The sequence below is a fragment of the Streptomyces sp. NPDC002669 genome (genome assembly GCF_042889165.1).
Classification (GTDB): Bacteria; Actinomycetota; Actinomycetes; order Streptomycetales; family Streptomycetaceae; genus Streptomyces.
In genome coordinates this window covers 1-11,888 of sequence record NZ_JBIAQQ010000045.1, presented here as the reverse complement: position 1 = coordinate 11,888, position 11,888 = coordinate 1, and the positions used below count along the sequence as shown (strand labels likewise).

Below are 11,888 nucleotides of genomic sequence, written 5' to 3'. Positions count from 1 at the left end.
GGGCTTGGTTGTAGGCCGTGGGACCGGACTTCGGCCCCACAGTCCGGGTTCTTACGACATAGGGTTAAAGAATGAGCAAAACCGAGCATGAGACCGGTCCCCAGGGGGCGCTTGTGTGCCCGGTCTGCAAGCGACCCCTCCCCATCGCCATCACCAGGCGGCACAAGACCCTCGGGGTCTTCGTGCCGGTGCGGGCCGCGGGCCCCTGCGGCAATCCCGACTGCCCCGAGTACCTGGAGGAGCCGGTGGACGAGAACTCCGGCCCCCGGTGAAACCCGACCCCCGGTGACACCCGGCTCCCGGTGAAGCCTGGCCCCGGTGAAGCCGGGATGTCGCCGGGCCCGGACCTCGTTGCGATCCCGGCTCGCCGAGGTCCGCGTGGGGCGTCCCGTCAGCCGGGGGCCGGGGGAGGGGCGGCTGCGCGGGGAGCGACCACCGTCCTGCCGGGGGATTCGGCGCCGAAGACCGCGCCGTGCGGGTCGTGCAGCAGGACCGTGCGGCGGTTCTTCCCCGCCGACCGGCCGACGACCCCGCCGCCGTGCCGGCACGCGGCGGCCGCCGCCGATTCGGCGTCCGGCACCGGGAAGTAGAGGTGCCACCCCGGACGCGCCCGTTCGCCGCTCAGTGGTGAGTCCATCGGCACGATCCTGGCCGCCGCGCCGCCGACGTCCCGGAGCGTGACGCCGCCCCTCTCGTACCGGACCTCGCAGCAGCCGGGCCGGCCGCAGGCCCACTCCAGTACCTCGCCGTAGAAGATGGCGGCCTCGAACAGGTCACCCGCGTGCAGTTCCAGCCGCCACGGACGATGGGCGCGCCACGCCCCCCAGTCGGTGATCAGCGGCCCCTCCCAGATGCCGAAGCGGTTGCCCTCCCGGTCCGCCGCGAGGGCGCCGCGCCCCAGGGGAAGGCGGACCGGGCCCACCGCGAGGGTGCCGCTGCGCTCCATGATGCGGGCCGCCGTCCCGTCGGCGTCCGGGACGGAGAAGTAGGGCGTCCAGTCGAGGGCCACCTGCAACGCCGGCGCCGTGCACCCCAGGCTCGCGGTGGGAACGTCTCCCGCCAGCGCCATCCGGAAGTCCTCGCCCAGCGAGGTGCGCCGGAAGGTCCACCCCAGCACGGCCCCGTAGAAGCGCTGCGCGGCCTCGGTGTCGGACGTGGCGAGGCTCGCCCAGCAGGGCGCCCCGACGGTGCAGCCGTCTCGTCCGACGGCATGCGCCGAGGGGCCGTGGGGCTTGGGCGGGCTCGGGGTGGACACCATGGGAGGCACCTGACGACGGGGGCGGTCTCCTCATCAGGGTGCGCGTCCGGTGCCCCGGCGGCGAACGCACAGCGGGCGCGGGAAGGGGGATGCCGCTGTCCCGCCCCGTCCGCATCCGCCGCCGGGCCCTCGCGCTCCGGCCTCTCCCACCCCGTACCGGCCCGCTCGCGGGAACGCGCACCGCTCGGCGCGGCCCGCAACTCGGGCCGGAGCCCCGGTAGCTGACCGTTCATCACCCCTTTCATGTGCATTCGCCCGCCTCGGTTGCTCCCTGCCGGAAGCCGGGCGCACGACCCCTCTTCCATACCCCTCCGGGGTATGTTACGTTCCGGTCGACGAAATACCCCCTAGGGGTATCAGGGTCCGATCAGGGAGCAAGTGATGTCGGCTATCAACCCTCGGCGGTGGTGGGCACTGGCCGTGCTGGCCACCGCCCAGTTCATGGTCATCATGGACACTTCGATCATCGGGGTCGCGCTTCCCGAGATGCAGCGCGATCTCGGCTTCACCCAGGGGGACCTGCAATGGGTCTTCAACGCGTACGTCATCGCCTTCGGCGGACTCCTGCTGCTCGGCGGCCGCCTCTCCGATCTGCTCGGCGCCCGGAAGGTGTTCGCGGGCGGCTGGGTGATCCTCGTCGCGGGCTCCGTCGTGGCCGCGGCCGCGGGCGACGCCGCCACCGAGATCGTGGGGCGCGCCGTGCAGGGCGTGGGCGGTGCCCTCATCGCGCCCGCCTCGATGACGCTGCTGATGATGCTCTTCGGCCACAACCCGAAGGAGCTCGGCAAGGCGCTCGCCTTCTACGGCGCGGCGGCCCCCGCGGGCGGTACGGCCGGGGTGTTCCTCGGCGGCGTCTTCACGGAATGGGCCAGCTGGCCCTGGGTCTTCATCATCTACGTCCCCATCGGCCTCGTGACCCTCGCGGCCACCGGTCTGCTGCCCGCCGTCCAGGGGCGCAGGGGCTCGGTCGACGTCCTGGGCGCGACCGCGGTCACCGCGGGACTCGCACTCGCGGTCCTCGCCGTCGTGCGTGCACCCGAGATCGGCTGGGGCGCGACCTCGACCCTGCTCGAACTCGGCGGGGCGGCGGTGCTCCTGGCACTCTTCCTGGTGATCCAGCGCTCCGTGCGCAGCCCGCTGATGCCGCTCGGCATCTGGCGGACCCCGCGGCTCGGGGCGTCCAACCTGGCCATGGCCCTGCTCGGCGCCGCCTGGATCCCGATGTGGTACTTCCTCAACCTCTACCTGCAGCAGGTGCTCGGATACGGCGCCTTCGCCAGCGGTGCGGCGCTCCTGCCCATGACGGTCCTGCTGATGATCTTCATGACGACGATCACCGCCCGCCTCCTCGCCCGGTTCGGGGCCAAGCCGCTCGTCGCGGGCGGGCTGTTCGTCCTGGCCGCCGGGCTGGTGTGGCTGTCCGCCGTCGAGCCGACCGGCACCTTCCTGGTCGACGTCCTGCCCGCGTCGCTGGTCGCGGCGCTCGGCATGTCCCTCGCCTACATCCCGGCGATGATGACCGCCATGTCGGGAGCCCCTCAGGAGCAGGCGGGCCTCGCCTCCGGCATCGTCAACACCACCTACCAGGTGGGTTCGGCCCTCGGCCTCGCCGCCCTCACCGCACTGGCGACGTCCCGGGGCGCCGGCCGGCTCGGTGACCTGCCCGCCCTCACCGACGGGTTCGCCTCGGCCTTCACCGCGGCGGCGGCGATCGCGGCGGCGGGCGGACTGCTCACCCTGGTCCTGATGCGGGGCGAGGGGAGCGAACCGGCCCCCGGCCGGGACGCCGCACCGCGGAAGGGCGGCGAATCGGTCGGCGCGTGACCCCGGCGCGCGGATGCGCGAAGGACGTCGACGCGGTACGGGACCGGCGGGCATCGGGTGATCGATGCCCGCCGGTCCCGTACCGCGTGAGCGCCGTGCGCGGCCGTGTGGTCTCCGGCACAGGGGCCGCCCTCGGCACTCGCCCCCAGGAGCCCCGGCGCCGGGGCGCGGGCGGGTTCCGGACGCCGTCGGCGTGCGGCCCGGGGAACCGGTCCCGCCCGGGGCAGTGACGCACGTCTCTATACCGGGAGCCGGTCGTGCTGGCACTGTGGTCGGGTCCTCGGGGGACACCACATGCCGGCCGAACCGAGCGAGATGCCATGACCGCGACTGCTGCCGAAACCGTCACCACCCACTTCGCCGCCCGCCTCCGCGCGCGCACCGGCGGCCCCCAGGAGGGCCCGAAGATCCTGGAGACCGTGCTGGGCTGGACGCTCGTCGTGGTGGTCGCCGTGTTCGTCACCCGGGCCGGCCTCATGTGAGGAACGGCCCCGTGCGGCGAACGCGCTCATGCGCGAGGAACGGACGGGGCGGGACGGAAGGCCGACCGGCCCGCCGCCCCGCCCCGGTTCCCGTGACTACTTGATCGCCTTGATCAGCTCGCCGTCGGCGGTGTCACCGCTGAGCTCCCAGAAGAAGGAGCCGCCCAGGCCCTGGTTCTTCGCCCAGGCCGACTTGGACGCGATGGTGGCCGGGGTGTCGTAGCTCCACCAGTTGGTGCCGCAGTGGGCGTAGGCGGTGCCGGCGACCGTGCCGGTGGCCGGGCAGCTGTTCTTGAGGACCTTGTAGTCCTCGATGCCCGCCTCGTAGGTGGCGGCCGCGGGGCCGGTGGCGGTGCCGCCGGGGGCGGACTGGGTCACCCCGGTCCAGCCGCGGCCGTAGAAGCCGAGACCGAGCAGCAGCTTGGAGGCGGGCACGCCCTTGGCCTTCAGCTTGGTGATGGCCGCCTCGCTGTCGAAGCCCTCCTTCGGGATGCCCTCGTAGGAGGTCAGCGGGGAGTGCGGGGCCGTCGGGCCCTTCGCGTCCCAGGCGCCGAAGAAGTCGTACGTCATCACGTTGTACCAGTCCAGGGACTGGGCGGCGCCGGCGTAGTCGGCGGCGTCGATCTTGCCGCCCTCGGAGGCGTCGGCGGTGATGGCGGCGGTCACCAGGTTGTCGCCGCCGAACTTGGCGCGCAGGGCCGAGGTGAGGCCCTTCAGCGCGTCCGGGCCGCTGGTGTCACAGGTCAGACCGCAGGCGTTGGGGTACTCCCAGTCGATGTCGATGCCGTCGAAGACGTCGGCCCAGCGCGGGTCCTCGACCAGGTTGTAGCAGGACTCGGCGAACGCGGCCGGGTTCTTCGCGGCCTCGCCGAAGCCGCCGGACCAGGTCCAGCCGCCGAACGACCAGATGACCTTCAGGTCCGGGTGCTTCTTCTTGAGCTTGCGCAACTGGTTGAAGTTGCCGCGCAGTTCCTGGTCCCAGGTGTCGGCCACGCCGTCGACCGACTGGTCGGCGGTGTACGCCTTCTCGTAGTCGGCGTACGAGTCGCCGATCGTGCACTTGCCGCCCTGGACGTTGCCGAAGGCGTAGTTGATGTGCGTGAGCTTGTCGGCGGAACCCGATGTCTCGATGTTCTCGACGTGATAATTGCGCTGGTACACGCCCCAGTTGGCGAAGTACCCGACCACCTTGTCGCCGGCCGCCGTGGGGGTGGCGTCGGCGGCCGCGGCCTGCGGGGCGGCCGGGACCGTACCGGCCGACGCGGGGCCCGCGACCCCCAGCAGGGCGGCGCCGAGGGCGGCGGTACAGGCGGCTGCGGTGAGCGCCCGGAAGCGGGCGCGGGGGCGATGCGGTCCGAACATCTTGGCTCCTCGTGGGGGAGGGAACGTACATGTGGGGTGTACGGTCGGCCACCGCGTGGATTTGGCATGAACGCGGAAAGGCCGGTCTGCCTGGAACCGTAGAAGGACTAGACCAGTTGGGTCAATGGTTCGGACCAATTCGGAGCGATCGTCCCGCCCGCGGCCGAGTGGCCCGGCCGCCCCGTGACGGATATCGTCCGATCGGGCATACTCGACCCGCCACAGCCGCTGGCCAGCAACTCTCGTAATCCGGGAGGGCCCGCACCGGTTGGGCAGCAGTGCTTGTCCGGGCTCACCCGGAAACCCCCGGCGGCGCCGCCCACACCCCCTCGCGCGCGACCGTCGCAACGCCCGACAGGGAGGAGAGCGCCGTCATGTCCGACCGTGCCTTGCACGCGGTGGAACGCCGTCTGCCCACCGAGGAATCCAGGCAACTCGTCGCGCTCGTCCGCGACATCGCCCAGCGGGAGATCGCGCCCCGGGCCGCGGAGGAGGAGGAAGCGGGCCGGTTCCCGCGCGAGGTCTTCTCCCTGCTCTCCGAGTCCGGCCTGCTCGGACTGCCCTACGACTCCGCCCACGGCGGCGGCGACCAGCCGTACGAGGTGTACCTCCAGGTCCTGGAGGAGCTCGCCGCGGCCCGGCTCACCGTCGGCCTCGGCGTCAGCGTCCACTCCCTCGCCTGCCACGCGGTCGCCGGATACGGCACGAAGGAGCAGCAGGCCGAACACCTCCCCGCGATGCTGGGAGGCGGCCTGCTGGGCGCCTACTGCCTCTCCGAGCCCGCCTCGGGCTCCGACGCCGCCTCGCTGCGCACGAAGGCCGTCCGGGACGGCGACGACTGGATCATCACCGGCACCAAGGCGTGGATCACCCACGGCGGCATCGCCGACTTCTACACCGTCCTGGCCCGTACCGGGGTCGAGGGCGCCCGCGGCATCACCGCCTTCCTGGTCCCCGGCGACGCCGAGGGGCTGAGCGCGGCCGCCCCCGAGAAGAAGATGGGCATGAAGGGCTCGCCCACCGCCCAGCTGAACTTCGACGGCGTACGGGTCCGCGACGCGCGCCGCATCGGTGAGGAGGGCCAGGGCTTCGCGATCGCCCTGTCCGCCCTCGACTCCGGACGTCTGGGCATCGCCGCCTGCGCGATCGGCGTCGCCCAGGCGGCCCTGACCGAGGCGCTCGGCTACGCCGCGGGACGGCAGCAGTTCGGCCGCCCCATCGCGGACTTCCAGGGTCTGCGCTTCATGCTCGCCGACATGGCCACCCAGATCGAGGCGGGCCGGGCGCTCTACCTGGAGGCGGCGCGGCTGCGCGACGAGGGCAAGCCCTTCTCCCGTCAGGCGGCCATGGCCAAGCTGTTCTGCACGGACACGGCGATGCGGGTCACCGTCGACGCCGTCCAGGTGCTCGGCGGGTACGGCTACACCCTCGACTTCCCGGTCGAGCGGCTGATGCGCGAGGCCAAGGTGCTCCAGATCGTCGAGGGCACCAATCAGATCCAGCGCATGGTCATCGCCCGCCACCTCGCGGGTCCCGAGACGCGCTGACCCGCGAGGGCCGGTCCGACCACACGGGTGTCGTCATGATCCGGTTCCACTCCTGGTCGTGACGGCCCGGCAGGGTCCGGGCCGTGCTCTCCCAATGGCGCAGCAGGGCCCGGTAGATGGGCGGATCGGCGAAGTGCGGCCCCGGGCGCGAGGCGGGGCGGGGGGACGCGGACTGGGGCGCCGACTGTGGACCGGGCTGCGGAACCGATTCTTCGGCAGTCGGTGCGGCGAGGTGACGGCGGTCGGCACCGACCGTCGGATGCGGCGGGGTCATACATGGGCAACGCCGCGGAGCGGTCCCCGGTCACTGTCCGGCCGATTCGAGAGCCCGTTCGTCACCTCCCCGGGCGGCGGGCTTCCCCCCGGGCCGGGGCTTCGTGCCGGGACGGTGCGTGCCGACGTCCCGGTCGGTGGTCCGGTCGCGGTGCGCGGGCACCACGCCGGCCGGGCCGTCGTGGTGCGGTGCGGATCGTGCCGGTCGGGCCCGGACGCGGCCGGGCCGTCCCGTTCGGACGCGGGAGTCTCCGTCAGGCGGCGCTGCGGCGCATCCGCGGCACCCGCAGCGGGCGCGAGCCGGGGCCTCCGGCGTGCGAGAAAGGCTGCATCCGCCAGTCGAGTCCCTGGGGGAGCGTCAACAGCAGGCCCGTCTCCTGCTCCTGGGCGTCGAGCGACTCGTCGGCGGGCCGCGACAGCGACGCCGGCCGGCCGGTACCGGCGCAGACGGTCAGCACGAACGGATTCCACGGCGTCGGGCACAGCGCGTGCTCGGGCAGCACGTCCTCGCCCGCCGGCAGCGCGATCGGCTGCGAGCAGTCCGGGCAGATCACCCGGTACATCTCGAACATGTCGTACGCGTCGGGAGCGGTGTCCTCGACGGGATCGACAGGCTCCGGTTCGATACGGCCGGTGAGCTTCAGGCTCTGCATGGGAAATTCCCCCCTCGGGTGGGCCGACTGGGCGACGTCGCCTCGGCCACACCAAGCACTTCCCGTCGCGCATCGGCCGTAACCGCGAGGTGGTCGGCTACCCATCCGTAAACCTGTGGCATTCGTCACATGCCTGCCGCAGGTGCCCCTCCGGGCGTACGTCGGCTGGGCCTGGAGGGACTCGGGGCAATAGGTTGATCCGTATGGAGGAGCTGGACCGACAGATCGTGGAGTTGCTCGTCAAGGACGGGCGGATGAGCTACACCGACCTGGGCAAGGCCACGGGCCTGTCCACGTCGGCCGTTCATCAGCGTGTCCGCAGGCTGGAGCAGCGCGGGGTGATCCGGGGATACGCCGCGGTCGTCGACCCCGAGGCCGTCGGCCTGCCGCTCACCGCGTTCATCTCGGTGAAACCCTTCGACCCGAGCGCGCCGGACGACATCGCGGAGCGGCTCGCGGGCGTCCCGGAGCTGGAGGCGTGCCACAGCGTCGCGGGCGACGAGAACTACATCCTCAAGGTGCGCGTCGCCACGCCGCTGGAGCTGGAGCACCTGCTCAGCAGGATCCGCTCGCTGGCCGGTGTCTCCACCCGGACCACCGTCGTCCTGTCCACGCCCTACGAGGCCAGGCCGCCGCGGATCTGAGGGGGCCGGACACCGGGCCCCCGGAGCCCGGTGGTGGACTTCCGAGGGGGCGCGGACCGCGCGGCTCCGGGCAGGCGCGAGACTGGTCCCATGACCGAGAGCACCGCCCCCCAGAGCGAACACCGCACCGTGCTGCTGCGCGGTGGAGACGTCCACAGTCCCGCCGACCCCTTCGCCACCGCCATGGTGGTCGAACGCGGCCATGTCGCCTGGGTGGGCTCGGAAGGGGCCGCCGACGCCTTCGCGTCCGGCGTCGACGAGGTGATCGACCTCGACGGCGCGCTGGTCACCCCCGCGTTCACCGACGCCCACGTCCACACCACGTCGACCGGCCTGGCCCTCACCGGCCTCGACCTCTCCGGCGCCCGGACCCTCGACGAGGCGCTCGGCCTGCTGCGCGCGTACGTGGCCGGGCACCCCGGGGACCGGGTCGTCCTCGGCCACGGCTGGGACGCCACACGCTGGCCGGAGCAGCGCCCGCCCTCGCGGGCCGAACTCGACGCGGCGGCCGGCGGACGCCCCGTCTACCTGCCCCGGGTCGACGTGCACTCCGCCGTCGTCACCACCGCCCTGCTCGACCTCGTCCCGGGCGTCACCGGGCTGGTCGGGTACCACCCCGACGCACCGCTGACCGACGCGGCCCACCACGCGGTCCGCGCCGCCGCCCACGGCGCCGTCTCGCCGCTCCAGCGGGCCGAGGCCCAGCGCGCCGCCCTGCGCCGCGCCGCGTCGCTCGGCATCGGCACCGTCCACGAGTGCGGCGGCCCGGACATCTCCGACGAGGAGGACTTCGCCGGCCTGCTGAAGCTCGCCGACGAGCAGGACGGGCCGCGGGTCCTCGGCTACTGGGCCGAGCGGGTCGCCGACGAGAAGGACGCCCGCCGGATCAGGGAACTCGGCGCGATCGGGGCGGCCGGCGACCTGTTCGTGGACGGTTCGCTCGGCTCGCACACCGCCTGCCTGCACGAGCCGTACGCCGACGGCCCGGCCGGCCACACGGGCACCGCCCACCTGGACGCGGCGCAGATCGCCGCCCATGTCACGGCGTGCACCGGAGCGGGGCTGCAGGCCGGCTTCCACGCCATCGGGGACGCGGCGGTCTCCGCCGTGGTGGAGGGCGTGCGGGCCGCCGCCGAGACGCTCGGTCTCGCCCGGATCAGGGCCGCCCGGCACCGCGTCGAGCACGCCGAGATGCTCACCCCCGAGACCGTCGCCGCGTTCGCGGAACTGGGCCTGACCGCCTCCGTCCAGCCCGCCTTCGACGCGGCCTGGGGCGGCGAGGAGGGCATGTACGCGCGCCGGCTCGGTGCCGGCCGGGCCAGGACCCTGAACCCGTACGCGGCGCTGCTGCGGGCCGGAGTGCCCCTGGCCTTCGGCTCGGACAGCCCGGTGACCCCGCTCGACCCGTGGGGCACCGTGCGGGCCGCGGCCTTCCACCGCACGCCCGAGCACCGGATCTCCGTACGGGCCGGTTTCACCGCCCACACCAGGGGCGGCTGGCGGGCCGTCGGCCGCGACGACGCGGGGACCCTGGTGCCCGGCGCCCCGGCCGACTACGCGGTCTGGCGCACCGCCGACCTGGTGGTCCAGGCCCCGGACGACCGGGTCGCCCGCTGGTCCACCGACCCGCGCTCGGGGACGCCCGGGCTGCCCGATCTCAGCCCCGGCGCCGAACTGCCGGTCTGCCTGCGGACCGTGGTCGGGGGGCGGACCGTCCACGAGCGTCCGAACGAGTGACGTGCGGACATTCCGTACCGCGGGTCGCGGCGGGGCCCGTTCCGCCGCGACCTGCGGATCTTCGCTACTGACCAGGCAAGTTCCATAAAGGTCGCAGGTCAGACGGCTATTGACAGAAAGCGCCCAACGGCCGGTAGGTTCGGCAAAGTCCACCAAGGACGTCCGACCGGTCGAACCTCCACGCAGTCGTCGAATGCCGCTGGGTCACGGGGGGCTGTGCCGCACCGGCACAGCGCCACTGACAGCCAGGTTCAGCGTCCGCGCCTCGGGGCGAGGGAAGGTTTCAGCCGGACGGCGGTGCGACCCGGGTGGGGCCCGGACGTTCAGTAGACAACGGCTCTCGGTCGACCCGCAGCCAGCGGGTCCCAGGTCGGCCCGAAGGGCGCTGGGCCCCCACCCGCAGTTCCCGTCCGCGGTCGCGACAGGTTTTCTGTCCCCACTTCCCTCCTTCTGTCCCCGGTGCCGCCCGGCCACCTGCGACCGGGTCGGCGATCGGTGTCCGCCCGCTGGATATGGTGTGCACCTGCGTACGGACTTAAGGGGCAGTAAGTGAACGACGGCGGTCAGCGGCGGTACGGCCCGCTCGGCAGGATCCTGGTGATCATTCCGACCTACAACGAGGCCGAGAACATCAAGCCGATCGTCAGCCGGGTGCGAGCCGCTGTGCCGGAGGCCGACATCCTGGTCGCCGACGACAACAGCCCCGACGGCACCGGCAAGGTCGCCGACGAACTGGCCGCCGAGGACAGCCAGGTCCGGGTGCTGCACCGCAAGGGCAAGGAGGGGCTCGGCGCGGCCTATCTCGCGGGCTTCCGCTGGGGCACCGAGCACGGGTACGGCGTGCTCGTGGAGATGGACGCCGACGGCTCCCACCAGCCCGAGGAACTGCCCAGGCTGCTCACCGCGCTCAAGGGGGCCGACCTGGTGCTCGGCTCCCGCTGGGTGCCGGGCGGCCGGGTGGTCAACTGGCCCAAGTCCCGCGAGATGATCTCCCGCGGCGGCAGCACGTACTCCCGGCTCCTGCTCGGGCTGCGGACCCGGGACGTCACCGGCGGCTTCCGGGCGTTCCGGGCGGAGACCCTGGACGGCCTGGGCCTCGACCAGGTCGCCTCGCAGGGCTACTGCTTCCAGGTCGACCTGGCCCGCAGGGCCGTCGAGGCCGGGTACCACGTCGTCGAGGTCCCGATCACCTTCGTCGACCGGGAGATCGGCGACTCCAAGATGAGCCGCGACATCCTGGTCGAGGCGCTCTGGCGGGTCACCGCCTGGGGGGTCGCCTCCCGCGCGAACCGGGTCCTGGGCCGCAAGACGATCTGACCCCGGCCCGCGGCGGCGGACACCGGCCCGCCGCCCGTGGTGATCACCCCCCTCGTGCCGCCCGGACCGCCGTACGGGCACACTGGGGACCATGACGACCGGCACACCGCCCCCGACCGCCCCCCGGCGCTCTCGCGCCCGTACCCTCGTTCCGCTCGCCGTCGCCGCCTGGGCGGTGCTGGAGATCTGGCTGTTCATCCTCGTGGCCGACGCGGCGGGCGGGATCACCGTGCTGCTGCTCCTGGTGGCGGGGATCGTGTTCGGGGCCGCGGTGGTGAAGCGGGCCGGCCGCCGGGCCTTCCGCAACCTCACCGAGACCCTCCAGCGGACGCAGGGCCGGCCCGGGGCCGAAGCCGGGCCGCCCGCTTCCCCGGCGAGCGGGGGCAACGGCTTCCTGATGCTCGGCGGGCTGTTGCTGATGGTGCCGGGAATGATCTCGGACGTGGCCGGACTCCTGCTGCTGGTGCCGCCGGTCCGCACACGGCTGGGCCGGTACGCGGAACGCTCGCTGGAGCGCCGGATGAGCGCCGCGAGCCCCGGCAGCCTTTCCGACGCCTTCCAGCAGGCCCGTATTCACCGGCCGGACGGAAAGGTCATCCAGGGTGAGGTCGTCCACCAGGACGACGCGCCGTCCGACGCCCGGCCCGACGGGAGCCCCCGCCCGCCGCTGATCCCCTGACCGCACGTGACAGAGCCGCGGGGGGGGGGGGGGGGGGGGGGGGGGGGGGGGGGGGGGGGGGGGGGGGGGGGGGGGGGGGGGGGGGGGGGGGGGGGGGGGGGGGGGGGGGGGG

Annotated in this window: 11 protein-coding genes; 8 read left to right on the top strand and 3 right to left on the bottom strand. The window is 73.4% G+C overall.

Annotated elements, in window-relative coordinates:
- The first annotated feature begins 71 nt into the window (after positions 1–71).
- Complete coding sequence (locus ACFYW1_RS36965) at positions 72–272, top strand: hypothetical protein (RefSeq protein WP_389003816.1); 201 nt, start codon at positions 72–74, stop codon at positions 270–272.
- 119 nt (positions 273–391) lie between these two features.
- Here ACFYW1_RS36965 and ACFYW1_RS36960 read toward each other — a convergent pair whose 3' ends face one another.
- Positions 392–1,258, bottom strand: coding sequence for a VOC family protein (locus ACFYW1_RS36960; protein ID WP_389003813.1), 867 nt, complete (start codon positions 1,256–1,258; stop codon positions 392–394).
- A 381-nt stretch (positions 1,259–1,639) separates the two neighbouring features.
- Here ACFYW1_RS36960 and ACFYW1_RS36955 point away from each other — a divergent pair, with 381 nt between their 5' ends.
- Entirely contained in the window at positions 1,640–3,082 is a 1,443-nt protein-coding gene (locus tag ACFYW1_RS36955) for an MFS transporter (RefSeq protein WP_389003810.1), read from the top strand.
- Between the two features lie 320 nt (positions 3,083–3,402).
- Positions 3,403–3,564: an SCO1431 family membrane protein gene (locus ACFYW1_RS36950; protein ID WP_389003807.1), complete on the top strand. Its 162-nt coding sequence runs from the start codon at positions 3,403–3,405 to the stop codon at positions 3,562–3,564.
- Between the two features lie 96 nt (positions 3,565–3,660).
- Here the strand turns inward: ACFYW1_RS36950 and ACFYW1_RS36945 are convergent, their stop codons facing one another.
- A complete protein-coding gene (locus ACFYW1_RS36945; RefSeq protein ID WP_389003804.1) occupies positions 3,661–4,926 on the bottom strand; it encodes a glycoside hydrolase family 18 protein in 1,266 nt (421 codons plus the stop codon).
- A gap of 374 nt (positions 4,927–5,300) precedes the next feature.
- On the opposite strand from ACFYW1_RS36945, the gene ACFYW1_RS36940 reads away from it, so the two are divergent.
- Positions 5,301–6,473 (top strand): acyl-CoA dehydrogenase family protein, encoded by a 1,173-nt coding sequence (locus tag ACFYW1_RS36940; protein WP_389003801.1) that lies wholly within the window; start codon positions 5,301–5,303, stop codon positions 6,471–6,473.
- Positions 6,474–7,000: 527 nt separating this feature from the next.
- Here ACFYW1_RS36940 and ACFYW1_RS36935 read toward each other — a convergent pair.
- Positions 7,001–7,399 carry a hypothetical protein gene (locus ACFYW1_RS36935; protein ID WP_389003798.1) on the bottom strand — a complete coding sequence of 133 codons (399 nt, stop codon included), beginning with the start codon at positions 7,397–7,399 and terminating at the stop codon, positions 7,001–7,003.
- Positions 7,400–7,602: 203 nt separating this feature from the next.
- On the opposite strand from ACFYW1_RS36935, the gene ACFYW1_RS36930 reads away from it, so the two are divergent.
- The 4 genes from ACFYW1_RS36930 (at position 7,603) to fxsA (ending at position 11,776) form a co-directional block, all read left to right on the top strand.
- Entirely contained in the window at positions 7,603–8,043 is a 441-nt protein-coding gene (locus tag ACFYW1_RS36930; protein ID WP_352280100.1) for an Lrp/AsnC family transcriptional regulator, read from the top strand.
- Between the two features lie 90 nt (positions 8,044–8,133).
- Positions 8,134–9,780, top strand: a complete 1,647-nt coding sequence (locus tag ACFYW1_RS36925; RefSeq protein WP_389003793.1) for an amidohydrolase — start codon at positions 8,134–8,136, stop codon at positions 9,778–9,780.
- Between the two features lie 549 nt (positions 9,781–10,329).
- On the top strand, positions 10,330–11,097 hold the full coding sequence (locus ACFYW1_RS36920; RefSeq protein WP_389003790.1) for a polyprenol monophosphomannose synthase: 768 nt from the start codon (positions 10,330–10,332) through the stop codon (positions 11,095–11,097).
- A gap of 91 nt (positions 11,098–11,188) precedes the next feature.
- Positions 11,189–11,776, top strand: coding sequence for an FxsA family membrane protein (gene fxsA / locus ACFYW1_RS36915; RefSeq protein WP_389003787.1), 588 nt, complete (start codon positions 11,189–11,191; stop codon positions 11,774–11,776).
- Positions 11,777–11,888: the final 112 nt, after the last annotated feature.